This is a genomic window from Ferrimonas sediminicola (genome assembly GCF_005116715.1).
Classification (GTDB): Bacteria; Pseudomonadota; Gammaproteobacteria; order Enterobacterales; family Shewanellaceae; genus Ferrimonas; species Ferrimonas sediminicola.
This window is the reverse complement of the sequence record NZ_SWCI01000002.1, coordinates 227160-250154: the sequence shown is the minus strand read 5'-3', so window position 1 is coordinate 250154 and position 22995 is coordinate 227160. Positions and strand designations below refer to the sequence as shown.

General features: G+C 61.1%; 13 protein-coding genes. All 13 read right to left on the bottom strand.

Going from position 1 to position 22995, the window contains the following annotated elements:
* Positions 1-9 precede the first annotated feature (9 nt).
* Positions 10-1923 (bottom strand): ATP-binding cassette ATPase Uup, encoded by a 1914-nt coding sequence (gene uup, locus FCL40_RS04535; protein ID WP_136851792.1) that lies wholly within the window; start codon positions 1921-1923, stop codon positions 10-12.
* Complete coding sequence (locus FCL40_RS04530) at positions 1920-2147, bottom strand: glutaredoxin family protein (protein WP_136851790.1); 228 nt, start codon at positions 2145-2147, stop codon at positions 1920-1922. Before FCL40_RS04530 ends, uup begins: the two co-directional genes overlap by 4 nt.
* Positions 2140-4263 (bottom strand): bifunctional 23S rRNA (guanine(2069)-N(7))-methyltransferase RlmK/23S rRNA (guanine(2445)-N(2))-methyltransferase RlmL, encoded by a 2124-nt coding sequence (rlmKL, locus tag FCL40_RS04525; protein WP_136851787.1) that lies wholly within the window; start codon positions 4261-4263, stop codon positions 2140-2142. Before rlmKL ends, FCL40_RS04530 begins: the two co-directional genes overlap by 8 nt.
* 95 nt (positions 4264-4358) lie before the next feature.
* Entirely contained in the window at positions 4359-4889 is a 531-nt protein-coding gene (locus FCL40_RS04520; protein WP_229360280.1) for a cell division protein ZapC, read from the bottom strand.
* A gap of 207 nt (positions 4890-5096) precedes the next feature.
* Positions 5097-6122 carry a quinone-dependent dihydroorotate dehydrogenase gene (gene pyrD, locus FCL40_RS04515; RefSeq protein ID WP_136851783.1) on the bottom strand — a complete coding sequence of 342 codons (1026 nt, stop codon included), beginning with the start codon at positions 6120-6122 and terminating at the stop codon, positions 5097-5099.
* A 59-nt stretch (positions 6123-6181) separates the two neighbouring features.
* Positions 6182-11008 (bottom strand): NAD-glutamate dehydrogenase, encoded by a 4827-nt coding sequence (locus tag FCL40_RS04510; protein WP_136851781.1) that lies wholly within the window; start codon positions 11006-11008, stop codon positions 6182-6184.
* 253 nt (positions 11009-11261) lie between these two features.
* Complete coding sequence (locus FCL40_RS04505) at positions 11262-13625, bottom strand: efflux RND transporter permease subunit (RefSeq protein ID WP_136851779.1); 2364 nt, start codon at positions 13623-13625, stop codon at positions 11262-11264.
* A 9-nt stretch (positions 13626-13634) separates the two neighbouring features.
* Positions 13635-14657 (bottom strand): WD40/YVTN/BNR-like repeat-containing protein, encoded by a 1023-nt coding sequence (locus tag FCL40_RS04500; RefSeq protein WP_169306999.1) that lies wholly within the window; start codon positions 14655-14657, stop codon positions 13635-13637.
* Positions 14658-14710: 53 nt separating this feature from the next.
* Positions 14711-16075 (bottom strand): DUF1329 domain-containing protein, encoded by a 1365-nt coding sequence (locus FCL40_RS04495; RefSeq protein WP_136851775.1) that lies wholly within the window; start codon positions 16073-16075, stop codon positions 14711-14713.
* 15 nt (positions 16076-16090) lie between these two features.
* Positions 16091-18166: a DUF1302 domain-containing protein gene (locus FCL40_RS04490; protein ID WP_136851773.1), complete on the bottom strand. Its 2076-nt coding sequence runs from the start codon at positions 18164-18166 to the stop codon at positions 16091-16093.
* A gap of 302 nt (positions 18167-18468) precedes the next feature.
* Positions 18469-18687, bottom strand: coding sequence for a DUF2835 domain-containing protein (locus FCL40_RS04485; protein WP_136851771.1), 219 nt, complete (start codon positions 18685-18687; stop codon positions 18469-18471).
* Positions 18688-18721: 34 nt separating this feature from the next.
* Positions 18722-21301, bottom strand: coding sequence for an aminopeptidase N (gene pepN / locus FCL40_RS04480; RefSeq protein WP_136851769.1), 2580 nt, complete (start codon positions 21299-21301; stop codon positions 18722-18724).
* Between the two features lie 148 nt (positions 21302-21449).
* Positions 21450-22817 (bottom strand): sodium-dependent transporter, encoded by a 1368-nt coding sequence (locus FCL40_RS04475; protein ID WP_136851767.1) that lies wholly within the window; start codon positions 22815-22817, stop codon positions 21450-21452.
* Positions 22818-22995 lie beyond the last annotated feature (178 nt).

Below are 22995 nucleotides of genomic sequence, written 5' to 3'. Positions count from 1 at the left end.
TATTTCCCCTTAGCCTGAACTTTTCATGGTTTCCAGCTCTTCCCACCGGCTGAAACACCACTCCAATTCCTGTTCATCCTCGGCCAGTTTGGCCAGAATTTTGTTTGTGTCATTCGGATCCTGGTCAAAAAAACCAGGCTCGGCAATCTGTTGCTGTGCCGCTTCGATGGCCTCTTCAAGGGCCTCCATCTTAGCAGGAAGCGCATCAAGTTCACGTTGTAATTTGTAGGAGAGCTTCTTCGGTTTAGCGATGTCGACCTTCTGCTCCCTCTCCGCCTTGGGGGCGGCGGCTTTGGGCTCGGCCGTGGCGGCCTGCTCACTGTAGAAACGGGCTCCCAGCCTCTGGGCATCGCTGTAGCCACCGACGTATTCGTGCCACTGGCCCTGGCCGCCGAACCACCAGGTGCTGGTGACCGTGTTGTCGATAAACTCCCGGTCGTGGGAGACCAGCAGCAGCGTGCCGGGGTACTCCGCCAGTTTGGCTTCGAGCAGCTCGAGGGTTTCGACATCAAGATCATTGGTGGGTTCATCCATAACCAGCAAATTTGCGGGCTTTAGGAAGAGTTTCGCCAGAAGCAGCCGATTCTTCTCCCCACCGGAGAGCGAACGCACCGGGCTGCGCGCTCGGGCGGGGGCAAACAGGAAGTCCTGCAGGTAACCCAGGACATGGCGGTCCTTGCCGTTGACGGTGACCGTCTGCCTGCCGTCGGCAACGTTGTCCTGCACCGACTTGTCCAGGTCCAGGTCGCTGCGGTGCTGATCGAAATAGGCGACCTCCAGCTTGGTGCCCTGCTTCACCTCTCCCTGCTGCGGCGTGAGTTTGCCCAGCAGCAGTTTAATCAGGGTCGATTTGCCGCAGCCGTTGGGGCCGATCAGGGCGATGCGGTCGCCCCGGCTCACCAGCCGATCCATGGGGGCCACAATGGTCTTCTCCCCCCAGGCGAACCCCAGTCCCTTGATGTCGAACACCAGCTTGCCGGAGAGGGAGCCCCCCTCCATCTTCATGTTGGCATTGCCCTGGCGGCCGATGCGTTCGGCGCGCTCCTGGCGCATCGTCTTCAGGGCACGGACGCGCCCCTCATTGCGGGTGCGCCGGGCCTTGATCCCCTGTCGAATCCAGGTCTCCTCGATGGCCAGCTTGCGGTCAAACTCCGCCGCCTGCTCCTCCTCGACCCTGAGCAGCTCCTCCTTGGCCTGCAAATACCTGTCGTAGTTGCCGGGGAAGCTGTTGAGCTGGCCCCGGTCCAGATCGACGATGCGGGTGGCCACCCGGCGGATGAATCCCCGGTCGTGGGAGACGAAGACGATGCTGCCGTCGAACCCCTTGAGCAGCTCCTCCAGCCACTCGATGGCGTCGATATCCAGGTGGTTGGTGGGCTCGTCCAGCAGCAGCACGTCGGGCTGCCGCACCAGGGCCCGGGCCAGGGCCGCCCGCCGCTGCCAGCCGCCACTGAGATCGGACATGGCGGTGTCGCCGTCCAGGTGCAATCGGCTCAGAGTCTGGCTGATCTGCTGCTCGGAGCTCCAGGCGCCCTTCTGCTCCATCTCCTCCTGCACCCGGTGCAGCCGGGCCAGGTTGGTCTCATTGGCGTCCTGGGCCACCGCCTGGCTCAGCCCCTGGTAGCGTTCGAGCAGGTCGCCCACGTCGGCCAGCCCCTGGGCGACGTAATGGTAGACGTTGCCCTGCTGGGTCCGCGGCGGATCCTGGGGAAGGTAGGCGATCTTGACGCCGCTGTCGCTGGTGATGGTGCCATCGTCCAGCTCTTGGATGCCCGCGAGCACCTTGAGCAGGCTGGACTTCCCGGCGCCGTTACGGCCGACCAGGCACACCCTTTCCCGCGGCTCCAGGACAAATTCGGCGTGATCCAGCATGGGGATGTGGCCAAAGGCGAGTTGGCCGTCGTTGATGCGTATCAGGCTCATGAGTCTTCCAAAAATCGTTGTAGCTCGGCCAGGTCAAAGGGCCAGCCCTGTTCGGCGCCATCGGGGCGGCGCACGACGGGAATGCGCACCCCGTAGCGCTCGACCAACTCCTCGGAGTCGACGATATCGATCCTTCGGTAACCGCCCCCCAGCCGGTCCAGCAGTTGAGCCGCCTGGTCACACAGGTGGCAGCCGTCGGTATGGTAGAGGATGGGCTCAGCCATGGGTCACCAGCCAGGCGTTGTGAATCTGCTTGTTGCGGGCGAAATCTTCGGACAGGGTGCGGGCGCTGATGTTCTCCGCCTTCAGGCCGATCTCCGCCAGTCCCGCCTGATCCATCTTGAAGTTGCGCTTGTTGTTGGAGAACAGGATGGTGCCCCCCGGGCGCAGCAATCGTTTGAGGCTGCGCATCAGCAACAGGTGGTCCCGCTGGACGTCGAAGCTGGCCTGCATCCTCTTGGAGTTGGAAAAGGTCGGCGGGTCGATAAAGATGAAGTCGTATTGCTGATTGCACCGCTCCAGCCACTGCAGGCAGTCGGCCTGGATAAACTGGTGCTGGCGGCCGCGGAGGCCATTCAGGGCAAAGTTCTCCTCGGCCCAGCTCAGATAGGTGTTGGACATGTCCACGGTGGTGGTGGCGCTGGCGCCCCCCAGTGCCGCGTGCACCGAGGCAGTGCCGGTGTAGGCGAACAGGTTGAGGAAGCTCTTGCCCTTGGCCATCTGCTGGATGGTCTGGCGGGCCAGGCGGTGGTCCAGGAACAGGCCGGTGTCCAGGTACTCGGTCAGATTGACCTTGAACTTGGCACCGTATTCGTTAACCACCAGGTCGACAGAGCGGGTGCTGCGCTTCTCGTACTGGCTTTTGCCCTTCTGGCGCTGACGGGTCTTGAGGATGATCCGTGCCGGGTCCACCTCCAGCACCTGGGGGATCTGCCCCATGATGTCGACCAGACGCGCCTTGGCCCTGGCCTCATCGACGCTCTTGGGTGGCGCGTACTCCTGCACCACCACCCAGTCCTGATAGAGGTCCACCGCCACGTTGTAGTCGGGCAGATCGGCGTCGTACAGGCGGTAGCAGTCGATCGCCTGCTTCTTCAGCCAGCGTTTGCGCTGCTTGAGGTTCTTGCGCAGACGGTTGGCAAACTCTTCTCCTCCCAGAGAGGCCGGCGCCGCCAGGGCCAGCTCGGCCTCGCTGCGCCCCTTGATGGTGTAGTTGCACAGCTTCACCTCCAGGTTGGAGTTGAACAGCCGGTACTCCTTGTCGGCGCGCATCCTCAGGGCGTTGAACAGCATCTCCTCGGAACAGAGCAGGCTCAGTCGCCAGCCGCCCCAGTGGCGCTTCAGCATCTGGCCCAACTCGCTGTAGAGGCCGATCAGCCCGGACAGGTTGCCCAGGCGCTCACCGTAGGGCGGGTTGGTCACCAGGAACCCGGGCTCATCGCCCAGGGGCCGCGCCTCCAGGGCATCGCCCTGGTCGAACTGGATCAGCTCGCGCACCCCTGCCCGCTTGGCGTTCTGCTTGGCCAGGGTCAAGACCTGGCCGTCCAGATCCCGACCGAACAGTGGTGTCTGGCAGCGTTTGATGCCGCGGCTGGCACGCAGAGTGGCGTCGGCGTGCTGCTGCTGCCACAGTGCTTCGTCGTGCCCCAGCCAGGCGTGGAACCCCCAGTGCTCACGCAGCAGCCCCGGCGCCTTGTCGGCGGCCATCAGGGCGGCTTCGATCAGCAGGGTGCCGGAGCCGCAGAAGGGATCCGCCAGCGGCAGGGTCATCTGTTTGTGCCAGCCGGAGCGGATCAGCATGGCGGCGGCCAGGTTTTCGCGCAGCGGCGCCTGGCCCCGTTCGGTGCGGTAGCCGCGCTGATGCAGGGGCGCACCGGCAAAGTTCAGGCCCAGGCTCAGCTTGTTGCCCTTGAGCACCGCGTCGATGCGGATCTCCGGGTCCCTCTTGGTGATGCCGGGACGCTGACCGCACTCCTCCATAAAGCAATCCACTACGGCGTCCTTCACCCTGAGGGCGCCAAACTGGCTGTTGCGAATCTCGCGGTTGGTACCGTGGAAGTCCACCATGAAACCGCGCAGGCTGTTAAACAGGGAGGGCCAGTGGATCGCCTTGACCTTGACGTAGAGATCGTCGGCATCGTCAAACTCCAGATCGGTGACCACCATCACCACCCGGCTGGCCAGGCGTGACCAGAGACAGATGCGGTAGGCGGTGGTCAGATCCGCCTGGAAGTGGACCACGGCCAGGCCCTCTCGGACCTCCTGGGCCCCCAATTCGTTCAGCTCATCCACCAACAGGTACTCGAGACCCTTGGGGACGGCGGCGTAGAAACGCTTCATGCTATTCCGGCAGTTGATATTAAAGGCACTAGTATACCCTTAAGTGCCGGTCAGAGCTGACCGAAATGGCTAAAAGCTGATGGAAATACCGCCAATCAGGCGGCGGTAAAGGCGTGGTTTACCGCCCTGGGGGCCGGTGCCAGGCGATCGTTCATCACCTTGATCGCCTCAAAGGGGGCCAGACGCTTGTTGCACCCCAGCTCGAGCGAGTCGGAGATCAGCATCACCAGGGAACTGCGCTCCTCCGCCTGAACCACGACGAACAGGCCGGCGCCCTGCTCGGTGTCGAGGCGACACACCTTGGCGGGTTTGCTGTAGACGATGCTCTGGCTGTGGCTAAAGTACCAGCTCTTGGGCATGCGGGGCAGGGCAAAGAAGCTCAGGGCGGTGGCATTGAGGGCGATCTGCACCAGTTGCGGGTCGCTCAGAGTCAGCTGCTTGCCGAGCTCATTGATGCAGCGGGTATAGAACTCCGCCTGCTCGGCGCAGAACGCCGTGCCGTGCAGCGCGTCCGGAATCAACTGGCTGGGGGTGTAGGGAGTGAGGAATAGCATCTCCTCTCCAAGGTCTAACGCCAACCTGGAGTGTTGCGGTTCGAAAAACCAACGCCAATTTGCACTGGGCATAAGCAACATGAGACGCATCCTTTCTTTGTGGATGAATTTTATACTAATCCATCTATTCAGGATTGGGCAAGAAATAAAACCAATTATTTTAAGGATCTATTTTAAAAAATAAAGATCTGAAACTGCGATCTTTTCGATCGCCGATCATAATTAGATCGGAAATAAAAAAGGCCGCCAATGGCGGCCTGATCAATATTTGATCGATCTCTATTTTCTCTTGAGAAAATCTTCGGTGATCGACTTAATCAATTCAGGACCTTCATAGATAAAGCCGGTGTAGATCTGGACGATTTTTGCCCCGGCATCCAGCTTGTCCATGGCATCCTGGCCACTGCCGATCCCGCCGACCCCGATGATCGGCAGGGCCCCGTCCAAGTATTCAGCTGTCTTTGCAATGACTTCTGTGGCTCTCTGGGTCAGGGGCGCGCCGGAGAGACCGCCGGCTTCGGCGTGCTCCGGCAGATGTTTTACCGCCTCACGGTCCAGGGTGGTATTAGTGGCAATGACCCCGTCAAATTTGAATTTAACCAGGGCGTCACAGATCTGTTTGAGTTCGTCATCACTCAGATCCGGAGCAATTTTTAATGCGATGGGTACATAGCGATTATATTGCTCTGCCAGTTTTGACTGGCGCTCTTTCAGCGCAGACAGCAGGTCATCGAGCATCTCGCCGTACTGCAAAGAGCGCAGACCCGGAGTGTTAGGCGATGAAATATTCACCGCTATATAATCCGCCACTTCATACACTTTATCCATGCAGAAGAGGTAATCGTTTTTCCCCTCTTCCAACGGCGTGGTTTTATTTTTGCCGATGTTGACCCCGATAATCGCGTCCCCTCGGTTGCTGTTCTTAATGTTCTTTACCAGGTTATCGACGCCGAGATTGTTAAACCCCATGCGGTTGATGATCGCCTTGGCGGGACGCAGACGGAACGCCCTGGGTTTGTCGTTGCCCGGCTGTGGCCTGGGGGTAACGGTGCCCACTTCGATATGGCCAAAGCCCATGGCGACGAAGGCATCGATGCTTTCGCCGTCCTTATCCATGCCGGCGGCGAGGCCGACCGGATTGGGAAACGTCAGACCCATACACTCCACGGGCGCCGCGGGCAGCTTCTGGCTGTAGAACATCGCCAGCGGGGTGCCGGCGGTACAGCGCAGGGAGGTGATTGCAAAGTTGTGGGCGAATTCCGGATTGGTCTGGAACAAGAACTTTTGTGCAATCTTATAGAACAATGTGTTTTCTCCTTGCTAAAAAAAGCCCCGGCAATTGCCGAGGCTTCTGTTGTTATGGGTTAACCATGGGAATTACAACGCATGATCAGCAGGTTTAGCTCCCGCAGGGCAACAGAGAATTTCGCAAATTCATGTGTCTTGGAGCTGTGGAACTCAGCCATCATGTGTAACCATCTATCCAGGGTCTGTTCGTTCTCTTCTACCCACTGGTTGATGATGGCATCGGCGTCGCACTCGCCCTGACAGTTCTTGAGAACCACCGAGGTGAGCAGGCGCTGCTGCCAATCCAGATCTTCGCGGAACGCTGCCCGCGCCAGCGCCTGCCAGTGGTTGGTTACCGGCTGCTGGCTGATCTGATTCAGGAACCAGTGCAGTTCGATGCCGGCACCCAGTTTGAAGTAGGTTTCGGCCACCAGGGCCACCGGCTTGCCTTCAGACTTGGCCACTTCGGCGATGTCCAGGGCGGAGAACAGCGTACTGAGGTGGGACATGCGGCGCGCCAGTTGTGGCGTAATGCCCTGCTCCACCATGGCGCTTTCTTCTTGTGAGAGTTGCGCCACTTCGTCCTCCACCAGGAAGTTGTCGAAGCCTGCATTCAGCTCCTCCACCACGCCGCGATAGAACTCGGCTTCGGCTTCGATGCTCAGGCTACGGTTGCGGTGACGCAGGAACCAACGGGTTACCCGCCTCAACGTGCGCCGCACCTGATTCAGCAGTTCGGTCTGCCTGTGGGCATCAACGTCCTCAAGGGCGTTGATTTGTTGTTTAAGATCTTCGAGATCAAAGACCTGACACGCGATAGTGTAACAGATTGCCACCTCTTCAACTGCGGCCCCCGTCTCATCCTGCATACGCTGGATGAAATTAAGGCCCATCTCGTTGATGATGTCGTTGGCCAGGCTGGTGGCGATGATCTCACCCCGCAGCGGGTGAGTGGCCATCTGGGCGGAGAATCGCTGCTGCAGTTCCACCGGGAAGTAGTTCACCAGGCGGCGGGCCAGGAACTCATTGTCGGTGATCTCCGGCGACACCAGCTGCTCCTTGAGCACCATCTTGGCGTAGGCGACCAGCACCGACAGCTCAGGACGGGTCAGACCGACACCGGACAGCTGGCGCTCATTGAGCTCATCCTCGTTGGGGAGGAACTCCAGGCCGCGGTCCAGTTTGCCGGCCTTCTCCAGGTGCTGCATGAAGCGGATCTGCTCCTTGAGCTGATCCGAGTTGAGCCCCTCGGTGACGGAGATGGACTGGGCCTGGTCGCGACAATCCTGCAGCACAATCTCGGCCACCTCGTCGGTCATCTTCTCCAGCAGCTGGTTGCGCTGTTTGACGGTGAGATCTCCTTCCGTCACCAACTGATTGAGGAGGATCTTGATGTTGACCTCATTATCGGAGCAGTCGACCCCACCGACATTATCAATAAAGTCGGTGTTGATGCGGCCGCCCCGCTTGGCGTATTCGATCCGCCCCAGCTGGGTGAGGCCCAGGTTGCCGCCCTCGCCGACCACCTTGGCGCGAAGCTCGGCGCCGTTGACCCGCAGCACGTCGTTGGCACGGTCACCCACATCGACGTTGGTCTCGGAGCTGGCTTTCACATAGGTGCCAATGCCGCCGTTCCACAACAGATCCACCTCCATCATCAGCAGGTGGCGAATCAGCTCATTGGGGGTCAGCTGATTCTTGCTGGTGCCGATCATCGCCTTGATCTGCGGAGTCAGCTTGATGGACTTGGCGCTGCGGTTGAATACGCCGCCGCCCTCGGAGATCAGCTTGCCGTTGTAATCCTCCCAGGTGGAACGGGGAAGATTGAACAGGCGCTCGCGCTCGGCGTAGGAGCTGGCCGCATCCGGGGTGGGGTCGATGAAGATGTGCATGTGGTTGAAGGCAGCCTGCAGCCGGATGTGGCGTGAGAGCAGCATGCCGTTGCCGAACACGTCTCCGCCCATGTCACCGATGCCCAGCACGGTGAAGTCGGTGCTCTGGCAGTTGATCCCCAATTCGCGGAAGTGGCGCTTTACCGACTCCCAGGCACCGCGGGCGGTGATGCCCATCTTCTTATGGTCGTAGCCGTACTGGCCGCCGGAGGCGAAGGCGTCTCCCAGCCAGAAGTTGTAACTTTCGGAGATGGCGTTGGCGATGTCGGAGAAGGTGGCCGTCCCCTTGTCCGCCGCCACCACCAGGTAGGGGTCGTCCTCGTCGTGACGTACCACCCGGTTGGGCGGCGTCAGCTCGCCACCGACGATGTTGTCGGTGATGTCCAGCAGCGCACTGATGAAGATCTTGTAGCAGGCCTGTCCCTCCGCCAGCATGGCGTCACGGTCGGTGGGCAGGTTCTTGCAGACAAAGCCGCCCTTGGCCCCGGAGGGTACGATCACCGTGTTCTTCACCTGTTGGGCCTTCACCAGTCCCAACACCTCGGTACGGAAGTCCTCGCGACGGTCGGACCAGCGCAGGCCGCCACGGGCAACCTTGGCGCCACGCAGGTGGACACCCTCGACCCGGGGCGAGTAGACGAAGATTTCGAACTTGGGCAGCGGCAGCGGCATCTCCGGAATCTCTGCCGGACAGAACTTGTAGGAGATGTAGCTCTTGTCCGCGCCGGTGGCGTCCGGCTGATAGAAGTTGGTGCGCCGGGTCGCCTGAATCAGTGAGATGTAGCGACGGATGATGCGGTCATCGTCGAGGTTGGAGACATCGTCCAGGTAGGTGTTGGCCTGGGCGATCTGCTTCTCCAGGTCGCGCTTGGCCTTGGAGCTGGGGTTGAACTTGCGATCGAACATCTTCACCAGCAGTGACGCGATGTGAGGATACTCGGCCAGGGTCTCCTCCACATAGGTCTGAGAGAAGGTGCCGTCGATCTGCCACATGTACTTGGCGTAGGAGCGCAGCACGCTGGCTTCGCGACCGGTCATGCCGGCGGAGAGGACCAGACGGTTGAAGCCGTCATCCTCCAGCTCCCTAGCCCACACCTGGGCAAAGGCTTCCTGGAAGCGATTTTGGGAGGCGTTGATGTCGGTGTCCGCCTTGGCGGACAGGGTCATGTTGAAATCGAGGACCCAGTAGACCTGACCGTCGCTGGTGTTGATGCAGTAGGGACGCTCCCCGATCACCCGCAGGCCGAAATTCTCCAGCATCGGCAGCACGTCCGACAGGTGGATGGGCTCATCCTTGTGGAACAGTTTCAACCTGACCTGGCTGGCATCGAGCACCGCCTCCTGGGGCTGGTAGAACAGCATACCCAGCTGGTGGGCATCATCCAGTTTGGTCAGTTTGGCCACATCGACCACGGCGGCGGAGGGCAGGACGTCCTCCTTATAGCTGCGGGGGAAGCCGGGAATGTAGTTGTTGGCAATCGCCTTGCCCTTCGCCTGGCCGAAGGTCTTGCGCAAGGCGCTGTCCACCTTGTCTTCCCAGGAACGGGCCAGCTCAACCAGGTCATTCTCCAGCTCGATGACGTCAATATCCATATCGTTATCTTCAACTTTTACCAGGTAGTGGGTGCGCGCCAGGGTCGACTCGGAGAAGAAGGTGGTAAACTCCACCGACTCCTCGGCGCGGAAATAGTCTGCCAGCAGCTTCTGGGTTTTTACCCGCAGCTGGGTGTTGTACCTGTCTTTGGACACATACACCATGGCGGAGATAAAGCGGCCAAACAGATCCCGGCGCAGGAACAGGCGAACCTTGTCCCTGTCCTGCATCTGCAGCACGCCCAGGCCGATCTCCAGCAGCTCCTGCTCGGTGGCCTGGATCAGTTCATCCCTGGGATAGGTTTCCAGGACGTTCAGCAGCGCCTTGTAATCGTGAGAGCGCGGTGCCAGCCTGGATCGCTCCATCACCCGGTTGAGTTTGCCGGAAAGCAGAGGGATCTCCCTGGGGCTGCGGTTGTATACCGAGCTGGCATAGAGGCCGATGAAGCGGTCCTCGCCGATCACCCGCCCCTTGCTATCGAAGCGCTTCACGCCGATGTAATCGATGTAGGCGGGCCGATGCACCCGACTCTTGGAGTTGGTCTTGGTCAGCACCAGGGGCGCCGGGCCCAGGGCCTCTCTGCGGGCGGATTCCGGCAAGGAGGAGAGCAGAAGATGGCGGCTGTTGTCATCCTTGCTGCGCATCATCCCCAGTCCGGTCTCCATGCGGGGATTCAGTTCCACGTCCCCGGACACCGGTTTGAGATCGTAGCGACGATAGCCCAGCAGGGTAAAGTGATGATCGAGCAGGAACTTGAGGAATTCGGTGGCCTCCGCGTGCTTGCCCTCGACGTCGCTCTGCTCCATCTCCTTGACGGTGGCACCGAGCTGGGCGCGCATCGCATCCCAGTCGTTGACCGAGGCGGCCACGTCGCCCACCACCGAGTTCAGCTCACGGTGAACCGAGTCGATCTCCGCCTGGGTGGCAAGGCTGTCCACCTCGATGAGGAACACGGCGATGCGCTCGTCGTTGGCCTTGGCTTCCGCCAGGGATCGCAGCTCCACCACCCTGCCCTGTTTGTCCCGCTGGATCGCCAGGGGGACGTGGATCAGCAGGTGCGACGTCACCCCCAGGCGATTGAACGCCATCGAGACCGAATCCACCAGGAACGGCATGTCGGGCTGGATCATCTCGATGACCGTGTGGTTGGACTGCCAACCATGGGTACTCTGGGCCGGGTTAAACACCCGGTTGAAAGTCTTACCGCCCGTGACCTGATTCAGACTGTTCCACAGGCTGAGGATGGCGCCGTAGAGATCGCTGTCGCTACGGGCATGAAGGTCTTCACGGGAGAGCGTGCCATACAAGGCGTGGGCAAAGCGTTCGAGCAGGAGTGCTTCCTGCTTGGGGAGGTTGCTGTGGATGAGACCCACAACGTTTTCGAGTAGGACGGAAGGGATGGTGTCGTTATTAGCCATGTTGCTTATTCCCTCTGCTGCAATGGCACCAGATTTTTGTAATTTTTAAGCTCCGTTTCGGCGCCCCTTCGGCACCGCGGATGCAGCGAAGTGTATCACCATTTCCGGGGAACTGTGAGCGGAATCCACTTTCAAAATCGGGCTTTATAAGTGGTTAATGAGGAAGTTCTGAAAAAAGCGTCAATAATGTACGCTTTCTATGCAAAAAAGGCCGCAAATGCGGCCTTTTTATTCAGGGGTGCTATTAAATCAATCAGGCTTTTCGATTAAACCACAACAACTTAACCATTGCCGGAAGGAGAATAATCGCGGCCAACATGTTGACTAGAAACATAAACGTCAACATTATCCCCATGTCCATCTGAAACTTCAGGGCCGAGAACACCCAGGTGCTGACCCCAACCGCCAGGGTGATGCCGGTGAACACCACGGCGTTGCCCCGGTCACACAGCGCCTTGAGATAGGCCTCCTGCACCGGTTTGCCCTCACGCAACATGATCGACATGCTCGAAAGGATGTAGATGCCGTAGTCCACGCCGATCCCCACCCCAAGGGCGATCACTGGCAGGGTGCTGACGGTCAGGCCGATATCCAGGGCCACCATCAGAGCCTGGGCCAGGGTCGAGACCAGGTAGAGGGGCACGATCACCGCGATGGTGGCGCGAATGGAGCGGAAACTCATCAGGCAGAGCAGGAATACGGCGCCATACACATAGAGAATCATCGGCCCCTGGGCCGCCTCCACCGCCTCATTGGTGGCGGCCATCACCCCCACAGGGCCGGACGCCAGGCGAAAGCCGAGCTCATCGTTATCGAACTGCTGCTGCAGCGCCTTCACTTCGTCCACCACAGTGTTGATGGTGTCCGCCTTGTGATCCTTGAGGAACAGGTAGACCGGCATCACCGAGCAGTCGTTATTCAGCAGGCCGGTGGAGGTGGGGATCTGCGCCACGGACTGCACCAGGGTTGGGGTGGTACGAGGCAGCACCCGCCACTTGGGGTTGCCCTCGTTAAAGCCACCGTTGACCACCTTGGCCACCGACGCCAGGCTGACCGTGGACTCCACCCCGGGCACGTTGGCCATCTGCCACTGGAAGCGATCGATGCGCTCCAGCACATGGTGATAGGTACAGGCTTCAGGAAACGCTTCGACGATCACCGTCAGTACGTCGGTGGTGATGGTGAACTTGTCGGTGATGAAGGCGGTATCCAGGTTGTAGCGGCTGTCCTCCTTCAGCGCCGGGGCGCCGGCGTGGAGATCGCCAATCTTCATCTGCTGCGATTTCTCATACCCGGCCAAAAAGCCGATCACCGCCACCACCACGATCACCAGTGCCCAGGGCTTGGCGGCAAACACCGAGATGGCCTGCCACACCGGGGACACCCGGGCGTGCTCCTCCCTGACCCGGTTGAGGTAGCGCTCACCGAAATTCACATAGGAGAGCAGGATCGGCAGCAGCACCAAGTTGGTCAGGATGATCACCGCCACCCCCAGCGAGGCGGTGATCGCCAGCTCGCGAATGATGCCGATGTCGATGGACAGCAGGGTCAGAAAACCGATGGTATCGGACAGCAGCGCCACCCCACCGGGTACCAGCAGGCTGCGGAACGCCAACTGAGCAGCCGCCTTGGCGCTGTGCCCTTCGGCCACCTTGTGACCCACGGCGTTGATCATCTGCACCCCGTGACTGACGCCGATGGCGAACACCAGGAAGGGCACCAGGATCGACATCGGATCCAGCCCAAACCCCAGCACCGTCAAGCCCCCCAGCTGCCACACCACCGCCACCATGGAGCAAAACAGCGGCAGGATGGTCAGCTTCGGACAGTGGCAGAAGTAGAACACCATCAACGCGGTGATCACCAGGGCCACCCCAAAGAACCCCACCACCCCGGCGGCCCCTTCGGCCACATCACCGGCCATCTTGGCAAAGCCGATGATGTGGATCTTGATGCTGTCATCCTGGTACTTGGCACGCAGCTCCCGCTCCAGGGTGTCGGCCAGGGCGAGCACATCCAGGGGCTTGGTCATGTCGGTTCGCCCCTCTTTCTGGGCCCGCGCCCGCTCCTCTTCGCCGAGGGAGACCCTGTCCATCAGCTGGGCGCTGACCATGGCGGCACTGAAGTCGTCGGCCACCAGGCGGCCCACCGCTCCCGCCTTCTCGATGTTGGCCCGAACCACCGCCAGCCCCTGTTCGGTGGGCTTGAAGTCTGCGGGGATCACCGGACCGCCCTGGAAGCCATCCTCCACCACCTCGGTAAAGCGGGTGGAGGGCGAGTAGAGCGACTTGACCTGGCTGCGGTTGATCCCCTCGATGAAGAACAGCTGATCGTGGATCTCACGCAGTACCTGGAAGAACTTGGGATTGAAGATGTCGCCGCTGCTGTCCTCTACCGCCACCATGATGCTGTTGGCGCCGCCAAACTGCTCCCGGTGCTTGAGGTAGGTGGCCATATAGGGGTGGTTGAGGGGGATGTTCTTGGTGAAGGCGGCGTCCATCCTCAACTGGCTGGCACCGTAACCCAGGGCAACGGTGGCCACCAGGAACATCAGCAATACCGTCTCCCTGGCACGGAACAGCATCTGTTCAATCCAGTTCACCATCCTTGTGGTCATAAACACTCCTTACTTCTCAATGGTGAATGCCTGAACACCCTGGCTGCCTGCCAGCCACAGGTTGCCGTCGCCGTTCTGTGCCAGGTCAACCAGGTCCTGGCCCTTGGCCACCCGCATCAGGGTAAACTGGGCCTGTCCCGGTTTGCGATAGGCCAGATCGCCGCCATTGGCCACCATCACCAGGGTGCCGTCCGCCAGGCGCCGGATGCTGTTGAAGGTGCCTTTGGTGTCGAGATCCAGCGGCATCCAGTTCTCTCCCCGGTCGCGGCTCTCGAAGGCATTGCCGCGCAGGCCCACGGCCACCCAGCGCCCCTCGTCGTCCATGGCCATATCCAGCAGTGAGCCAAAATAGATCTCGGGCAGACGCTGCCAGGAGGCGCCGAAGTCGTCGGAGCGGGCCATCAGCCCCATCTCGCCGACGATGAACAGTTCGCCTCCGGGCAAGGCGATCAGCCGGTTGATATGGGGCAGCATCGCCGCCCGCTCGGCCAGGTAATCCTCTTCGCTGTCGGCACGCAACTCCTTCAGGTAGAGCCGGTCATCCTCATTCAGCAGGCTGTCCAGGTACTCGAACTGCCAGGAGTTGCCACCATCGGCAGTGCGAAACAACTGGCCGTAGGCGCCGACCGTCAGGCCCTCGCGGGGGTTGCGGAAATAGATATCCAGCAGGGGCACCTCGAGGTCGGCCCGCCACTGCTGCAGCTGCCAGCTGTGGCCGCCGTCGTTGGTGTGGAGGATGGTGGCGTCGTGGCCGACGGCCCAGCCCAGCTGACCGTCCAGCATAAACACCCGGGTCAACAGGGTACTGACCGGCACCTGGGCCTGTTGCCACGCATCACTTCCCCCGGGTTTGACCAGCACCTGTCCCCGGCTGCCGACCGCAACCAGGGCATCGCCCGCCTGGGCGAGGCTCATCATCGGACTGGTTAGGGCTTTCGGCGCTTCAATCGCCGCCAGGGGGGTGGGGGCCGGTGGCTCCGCCACGGCGAAACCGCCCGTCAGGGCCAGCGGAATCAACATCATTAGCCGCATAGTGGTATCCATACCGGGGGCAGTGACCTGCCCCCTTATTGTTGTTTTAAGATTTAGCGCCGACCGCTGCGACGCAGGGCGTTGGTGGTAAACTCGGTTTTGACGCTGAACTCCTCGTCGAAGCTGGCCACGCCATCTTCGTTGTCCAGCCCCATCGCCAGGTAGCGGCGCGAGCTCAGGTCGTAGAACACCTCCAGGGTGGTCCACAGGGTCGGCAGGTCGTAGTAGTTCACCGCATGGGCCATGCCGACGCGATACAGCTGATCCCGCTTATCGTAGAGATCCACCAGGCTGACCTGCCAGCTGTCCTCATCCAGGTAGAAGGTGCGGGTCTTGTACAGGTGGCTGATCCCCTCCTTCAGGGTGGCCTCCACCTCCCATACCCGGTGCTTCTCCCAGCGAACCAGGTCCATGTTGATGTGGCCCGGCTTGAGGATCTGCTCATATTTGATGTCCGCCCCGTGCAACTGGTAGTTGTTGTAGGGGATCAGGATCTCCTTCTTGCCCTTGAGTGCCCAGTTGTAGCGGGAGGGCGAACCGTTGTACATGTCGAAATCGTCTGTGGTGCGCATGCCGTCAGAGGCGGTGCCCGGGGTGTCGAATGCCACGTTGGGCGCTCGGCGTACCCGACGCTGACCGGTGTTGTAGGTCCATGCCTTGCGGGGCTCCTTCTCCTGATCCATGGTCTCATGCACCAGCAGTGCGGTACCGGCCAGGCGCGCCGGCGAGGTGACCACCTGCTTGAAGTAGAACAGCAGGTTGTCCTTCTGCAGCTGGACAGCGTCGGCATCGGGGCGGGAGTAGAGGAACTTGATCTTCTCGTCGGTCTTCACCAGGGTGTAGCTGCCGCTGGCGGTGGGGGCCGCCTGGCCACGCAGGATCTGGGCATCGGTGCCGCGATAACGCAGGATATGGTTCCAGATCGCTTCCAGGCCATTCTGAGGAATGGGAAACGGCACACCGATGGAGGCGTTTTTGAGGCCGTTGCCGCCGGCCACCAGTTCGGCGGTGGTGGCATTGGCGATGGAGGCGTCATAGATGAACTGCGGATAGGAGGCGCTGCGCCGGGTCGGATAGACCTTCATCTTGTAGGTGTCCGGATACATCTCGAACATCTTCTTGACACCCGGGGTCAGCAGCTTGGCGTAGTCGCCCATGTTGTCGGCGGTAATGGTGTAGAGCTGCTTATCGTCGGCGTAGGGGTCGGTGTGAAACTCCCCCTTCTTGTAGTCGGCCGGCGCCTCGGTGATGCCGCCGCTCCAGGCGGGGATGGAACCGTCGGTGTTGCCAGCCTTCTCGGCGCCGATCGGGGTCAGGGTGTCACCCAGGGCCTTTGCCTGTTCCGGGGTCACCTTGGCCAGGGCGCCAAAGCTGCAGCTCAGGGCCAACATGGCCGCAAAAAGTGGTTTTACTTGCATTACTCCTCTCCCCTCTTAGATTGAGAACTTCAGGTTAAAGGAGACAAAATCTTTGTCTTCCATAGAGTTGGTTGAGCCCTCTCCGTCCCAGAAGGCGTTGTAGGCCAGGTCGGCGGACCAGCGGCTCTGGTAATCGAATGCCAGGGTCAACGACGCGGACTTGCGATCTTCGACAAACAGGAACAGAGGATCCGGGGTGGTGCCACTGACGTCGTGGGAGAACACCACCCGGGGTGACAGGTTCCAGCCGAAGGCGACGTTGGAGTAGTCCCACTTGGCCACCAGGCGATAACCCCAGGCACTGTCGGTGGGGAAGGCATCCTCCTCCGGCCCGTTGTGCAGGATATCCAGTACCGCCAGGTTGTCTTCCCGCCCCTTGGCGCCGGCCCGCTCGGTACCCGGGCCGTTCATCCGCAATACCGCCTCGTCGGGCATGTCATGGAGCCAGACGCCGCCAAACTCCGCCAGCATCAAGAAGTTGTCTGCGCCCATCATCGGGCCGAAGATGTGGGTCAGGGTCATCTGCGCCTGGGTGCTGTCGGTCAGCACATAGCCGGGCGCGTATTCACCTGGGCCCACCTTGCTGCCGTCAGGCTTGACGTACTGGGACAGGTTTTCGAAGATGGCGAAGGTCTCGGGATCGGCGTTGTACAGCTGCTCCGGCATCGCCGCAAACAGCAGCTCCACGTCGTCGATTTGCAGGGGTTCATCCTGGCGGTAGGCGATCTCACCGGCCACCGAGGTGTCCCCCACCGTGGTATTGAAGGAGAGGCCGTAGAGCTTGATGTCCTCCGGGTACTCCAGGGCCGCCTTGGAGAAGGTGTCCAGTCCCAGCAGATCACTGCGGGTCACCTCACCGTTGAGGGCGGCCAGGGTCGCCAGATCCGCCCCGATCGCCTCGGCACCGAAGTTGGCGGTCTGACCGCTGATCAGGGGGCGACGGCTGTGGTAGTTCATGTAGTAGAGGCCAAACTCGGTGTCGTTCAGCTCCGGCGCGTAGTACCCCAGCTTGATACCGAACTGCCCCTGATCATCGGGCTCCTGCTCATGGTTGATCAGGGTGACCTTGGTGGGATAGGCGATGGCCGCCGTCGCCAGCTGCGCCAGGGCTTCCGGCCCCATGGCGCCGGCGGTCTGAGCGGCGACGCTGCTCAGCTGGGCGTATTGGCTCAGTACCCAGTCCAGGGTGTTGTCCGGGTTGGAGGTAAAGCCGAGCTGGGCGTTGTTGACGTAGCCCCCTGCCCCGGCGAAGTCGTTGCTGGAGAAGTAGGTGCCAGTGACCGGCAGGCGGGTCTGCTCCCAGCGGTACTGGTAGAAGGCCTCCAAGTTAACGTTTTCGGTCAGGCCCAGGGAGGCCCAGACCATGCCGACCGGGATGAAGGCCTCCTTGAGTTCGGCGCCAGGGGCCTGAAGACGGGCCAGGTCGACCGGGTTGATGGAGTTGATGCCGTGGGCGATCAGGGTGCTTTCCCCCCAGCTGACCACCTGTTCACCGATGCGCACCGACAGCGGCATGTCGCCGATCAGCCAGTCGGCAAAGAAGTAGGCATCGAGCAGGCGGATGTCGGAGCAGGCGTACTCGGACGCCTTGGAGTCTTGGCACACGTCGTACTTGGCGCCGGAGACCGGGTTGCGGTAATCGAAGTCTGAGTCTTCGAGACGCTTGTCATAGAAGTACATGCCACGGATGAATACACCCATGTTGTCGTACACCAGTTCCAGCTCGTGCAATCCCTTGAACACTTCGGTAAAGGTGTCACCGTTGTCGTAGAGCAGGTTGGCCAGGTCCTGGTTGGCGGAGTAGGAGCCAGGCAGGGCAAACAACTGATCGCCGCCATAGACTTCGTTGAACCCGCCCCCGGCAAAATCAAATCCGTAGCCGCTCCAGTCCAGCCCGGGCTGGCTGGATTTGGCGACCCTGTCGTAGTCACGGTCTTCGACCCGCCAGGCCGCCCCTACGGTCCAGGTGGAGTCAAAGCTCCCCTCTATCTCTCCCCAATTAAAGGTAACGGCTGAGGCCGGAGCCGCCAGTACAATACCGATACTGGCAGCCAGCGCAGAGCGGCGAAAAACCTTAGCGCCTTGTCTCATTGTCGCGGTTCTCCCTTCCCTGAATTTATAGTTTTGTTGGGTGTCGTCAGTGTAACGACACATTAACCCCATTGTTACAACAACGGCTTGGGGGGAGCAACCTTTTTAGCAGGGAAAATCCGCTGAATTTTTAGGAGCTTATCTAAGGTTATCGCGGGAAAAAGAGGTTAAAATTTGATTCAGCTCACGCTCTGACACTCAGCCATATCGTAAGTCATTGATATTTTTGCATCTTACCCCGCGCGTCGACGCCGGCTCAGAATGCAACACCCGTTTGAAGTTATTACTCTATTAATGGTGTGTTACATCAGCCGCTGCAGATCGGCGAAGCGGCCATCGGCGTCCAGGGTCAGCCGAAAGCGGCCTTGAATGCCACGGGCGGTGAGGAAGGGGCGCAGGTACCTAGGGTGCAGGTGGATCACCCTGCCCTGCAGGCAGCGCACCACCACCACCTGGGCCTTGCCCTGGTAGTAGCGCTGCATCTGCTGCCATCCGATGGAAAGATCGAAGAGGTAGATCATGGGCGGGGGGACGGCTGGCGCCGCCCCCTGTCCTCTAGGCCAGACTCTTGCTGACTTTCTCGTAGAGATCGGTGGAGAGATCGTCCCTGGCCATCAGCCGCTCCAGGCAGGCCCTCATCTGTGCCTGACGTTCCGGCGTATGGTGCTTGAAACCGATCAACGGCGTAATGAGGCGCGCCGCGCACTGGGGGTTGATGGCGTTGAGTCTCTCCAGCTGCTCTGTCAGGAAGCGGTATCCGACACCGGACGGGTGATGGAACACTTCGGGGTTGCCGTCGGCGAAGGCCCCCACCAGGGCTCGGACCCGGTTGGGGTTGCTGATGTCGAAGGCGCTGTGGTTCATCGCCTCTGCCAGCTGCGTCAGCAGGTCGTCGGCTGCCAGGGGGGTGGTGGCCAGCTGGGTAAAGTATTTATCCATCACCAGAGGATCCTGACGCCAGCGCGCCTCGAACTGGCTCATCATCTGAGTCCTCTGGGGCAACAGTGCCTGGTTGGCGGCCCGCAGGGCACCCAGGGTTTCCGTCATGTTGATCGCCTTCTGGAACTGGGCCGTTACCCGCCCGCTGTCACCGTCCAGGGCCAGGTACGCCAACACCAGGTTCATCAGCGCGCGATGAGGGGCGTCGCCGGCAGTGGCACAGCGATCATAGGCTTCGGCCATCACCCGGCCAAGCCGGACGGCCAGATCGGCTTGCAACTGCCGACGTGCCCGACACAGCGCCAGGACGTCGCAGCCACTGCGCAGCTCCATCAGGGTGGCAACCGAGGGCAGCGTCAGCATCTGGGCCACCAGGGCCGGATCCAGCTCGGTATCACGCAGCACCCGGCCAAAGGCGTCGGTGATCGCGTCCATCGCCGGCTGGCGGTCATCGAGGCTGGCCAACAGAGCGTCGGCGAGAATTCCCTGGGCCGCGTCCCACCTGGCCACGGCATTGCCGGCGTAGCTCATCAGGTGGATGCGCTCCTGGTCACTCTGGGGGAAATTCAGCTTCACCGGCGCGGAAAACTCCTGCAGCAGGGAGGGGATCGGTTTGGCGGTCACCCCGTCAAACACCAGGGTCGCTTCCGCGTCGGTCAGGCTGAACAGGCCGTCGAACGGCCGACCTTTGACGCGGGGAGCCAGGGTCCTACCCTGTTGATCCAGCAGCTCGAGCCTGATAGGCAGATGCAGCGGCAGCTTCTCGGCCTGGTCGGCGGTGGCGGGTGTGTGCTGGCTGAAGTGCAGCCGGTATTGACAGTTGGCCGGGTCAAAGGTTTCGGTGACGGTCAGCACCGGGGTGCCGGACTGACTGTACCAGCGGCGGAACAGGGCGAGATCGACGCCGCTGGCGTCCTCCATCGCCTGGACGAAGTCATCACAAGTGACCGCCTGACCGTCGTGGCGCGCCACGTACAGGGTCATCCCCTTCTGGAACCCCTGTTCACCCAGCAGGGTGTGCAGCATGCGGATGATCTCGGCGCCCTTGTCATACACGGTCACCGTGTAGAAGTTGTTCATCTCGATCACCTTATCGGGGCGGATGGGGTGCGCCATCGGACCGGCGTCCTCGGCAAACTGAATGCCGCGGATCACCTTGACCGCCTCGATGCGGTTTACCGCCCGGCTGCCGAGATCCGACGAGAACTCCTGGTCACGGAATACGGTCAGTCCCTCTTTCAGGCTCAGCTGGAACCAGTCCCGGCAGGTGATGCGGTTGCCTGTCCAGTTGTGGAAGTACTCGTGGCCGATGATCGACTCGATGCGGTCAAACTCGGCGTCGGTGGCGCTGTCACTGTCTGCCAGCACGCACTTGGAGTTGAAGACGTTCAGCCCCTTGTTCTCCATGGCCCCCATGTTGAAGAAATCCACGGCGACCACCATGTAGATGTCCAGGTCGTACTCCAGATTGAACCTCTCCTCGTCCCACTTCATCGCCCGCTTCAGGCTGGCCATGGCGTGGTGGCCCCGATGCTTCTGTCCCTTGTCGACGAACAGCTGCAGGGCCACGTCGCGGCCGCTGGCGGTGGTGAAGCTGTCCTCCAGCAGATCGAAGTCGCCGGCCACCAAGGCGAACAGGTAGCTGGGTTTGGGGAAGGGATCAACCCAGGTGGCGAAGTGGCGCCCGTCAGGCAGTTCGCCACTCTCCACCTGGTTGCCGTTGGCCAGCAGATAGGGGTAGGCAGCGCGGTCCGCCTCAATGCGGGTGGTATAGCGGGCCAGTACATCGGGCCGGTCCAGGTAGTAGGTGATGCGACGGAACCCTTCCGCCTCACACTGGGTACAGAAGGTGCCTTCAGACTTATACAGCCCCTCGAGGGCGGTGTTATTGGCGGGATCGATGCGGGTTACCACGGTCAGTTCGGCCCGCTCCCGAGCCAGGGGGATCACCAGCTGGCCCTGCTCCAGGCGGCACGCTTCCCCAGGCAGCGGGATGCCATCGACGGCCACCGATACCAGTTCCAGGGCTTCCCCCACCAGTACCAGCTCGGTGGCGTCGGCCTCTGTGCGCCGCACGCTGCTGACCGCGGTCACCAGGGTGGCGTGATCATCCAGCTCGACAGTCAGGTTCAGGGTGTCGATGACATAGGGGCTGGGACGGTAATCGAGACGATGGCGGGCTGTGGGTTGCGACATGCTGCTCCTCCTGGGGACGTAACGGGCGGTTGTCGCCACCGAGTCCGTGCCGGTGAACGCCCGAAGTGAGAGTGATGGCGCAGTATATCAAGAAAACGCGCCGCTCCTGACGGTCGCGGCGCGTTTGCTGCAGATTTACCCAACTGCCCTACAGGTTGAGCACCCCGATCAGGTTGAGGAACACCAGAGAAATGGAGACCGGGGCGATGTACCTCAGACACACCTGCCACAGCCGATAGAGGCCATCGGTAGTGGCCAGGGTTTCGCGGCTGATCTCCTCCTTCACCGCCCAGGCACTGAACACCGAGATGATCAGCCCGCCCAGGGGCAGCAGGATGTTGGCGGTGACGTAGTCCAGCAAGTCGAAGAAGCTCATGCGCAGATCGCCCCACAGCGACAAGATGGTCCACTCGGCACCGGTCAGGGAGAACACTGTTAGCAGGCTCATCAGCCAGATGCCCAAGCCGGCCAGAGTCGCCGCCTGCCAGCGCTGCAGGCCCCGATGCTCCACCAGCCAGGCAACGCTGGACTCGATCAGGGCGATGGAGGAGGTGAAGGCGGCGACCACCACCATCAGGAAGAAGCTGCCGCCAAACAGTGACCCCAGGGGCATCTGCCCAAAGGCGATGGGCAGACTCTGGAAGATCAGTCCCGGGCCGGCGCCGGCCGGCAGTCCGTTGGCGAACACCACCGGAAAGATCGCCAGACCAGCCATCAGCGCCACCAGGGTATCCATCATGGCGATGTAGACCGAGGTTTTCACCAGTGAGGTGCCCTCCGGCAGGTAGGCGCCGTACATGATCATGATCCCCGAGGCCAGGGAGAGGGTAAAGAAGCTGTGGCCCAGGGCGATCAGCACCCCGTTCCAGCTCAGCTTGGAGAAGTCCGGTTCAAACATGAAGCGGACCGCTTCGGCAAACTCACCGGTATTGGCGGCATAGATCACCATGATGGTCAGCAGCAGGAACAGCACCGGCATCATGTAGTTGACCGCTTTCTCCAGCCCTTTCTGCACCCCTTTGCCCACGACGATGCTGGTCCCAAGGACAATGAAACCGCTCCAGCCCAGCAGCGGATAGGGGCTGGCATTGAGGCTGGCAAACAGCTGACCGATCTCCGCCGCATCCCGGCCGGTGAAGCTGCCGCTGAAGCCGTACCAGGTGTAGGCCACCGCCCAGCCGGCGATCACCACATAGAACGACAGGATCAGGAAACCGGCAATCACCCCACCCCAGCCGGTGACCCGCCAGGCGCTGGATCGTCCGGTGTCCCTGGCCAGCTTGACCACGGATCGGGAGGGCGCCAGGCGAGCGTATTTGCCGATCATCACCTCCGCCATCATCACCGGCACCCCGATCAGCGCGATGCACACCAGGTACACCAGCACGAAGGCGCCACCGCCGTTCTCCCCCATGATGTAGGGAAACTTCCAGATGTTCCCCAGGCCGACGGCGGCGCCGGTGGCCGCCAGAATGTAGGTGAAACGGTTTGACCATCTGCCGTGATACTCAGACATCTTGCGACTCCCTTGAAGCTCCGGTGCCTTGCTGAAGGGGACGACACCCGGCCACATTTGTTAATATAATGTTTATTTATTATAGCTTTACCACAGCGGAGTCACTCTGGCCAGACTGTGAACCGACGACCAGTCGGCGGATATCCCTGTCCGGGCGGCCCAGGGCAGCCACATTCTC

What these genes read in the sequence shown, in the direction of transcription:
- FCL40_RS04530 (WP_136851790.1), bottom strand. Translation starts at nt 2,147, where the DNA reads ATGGCTGAGCCCATCCTCTACCATACCGACGGCTGCCACCTGTGTGAC.
- FCL40_RS04495 (WP_136851775.1), bottom strand. Translation starts at nt 16,075, where the DNA reads ATGCAAGTAAAACCACTTTTTGCGGCCATGTTGGCCCTGAGCTGCAGC.
- FCL40_RS04505 (WP_136851779.1), bottom strand. Translation starts at nt 13,625, where the DNA reads ATGACCACAAGGATGGTGAACTGGATTGAACAGATGCTGTTCCGTGCC.
- FCL40_RS04500 (WP_169306999.1), bottom strand. Translation starts at nt 14,657, where the DNA reads ATGCGGCTAATGATGTTGATTCCGCTGGCCCTGACGGGCGGTTTCGCC.
- rlmKL (WP_136851787.1), bottom strand. Translation starts at nt 4,263, where the DNA reads ATGAAGCGTTTCTACGCCGCCGTCCCCAAGGGTCTCGAGTACCTGTTG.
- uup (WP_136851792.1), bottom strand. Translation starts at nt 1,923, where the DNA reads ATGAGCCTGATACGCATCAACGACGGCCAACTCGCCTTTGGCCACATC.
- FCL40_RS04475 (WP_136851767.1), bottom strand. Translation starts at nt 22,817, where the DNA reads ATGTCTGAGTATCACGGCAGATGGTCAAACCGTTTCACCTACATTCTG.
- pepN (WP_136851769.1), bottom strand. Translation starts at nt 21,301, where the DNA reads ATGTCGCAACCCACAGCCCGCCATCGTCTCGATTACCGTCCCAGCCCC.
- FCL40_RS04490 (WP_136851773.1), bottom strand. Translation starts at nt 18,166, where the DNA reads ATGAGACAAGGCGCTAAGGTTTTTCGCCGCTCTGCGCTGGCTGCCAGT.
- FCL40_RS04485 (WP_136851771.1), bottom strand. Translation starts at nt 18,687, where the DNA reads ATGATCTACCTCTTCGATCTTTCCATCGGATGGCAGCAGATGCAGCGC.
- FCL40_RS04510 (WP_136851781.1), bottom strand. Translation starts at nt 11,008, where the DNA reads ATGGCTAATAACGACACCATCCCTTCCGTCCTACTCGAAAACGTTGTG.
- FCL40_RS04520 (WP_229360280.1), bottom strand. Translation starts at nt 4,889, where the DNA reads ATGCCCAGTGCAAATTGGCGTTGGTTTTTCGAACCGCAACACTCCAGG.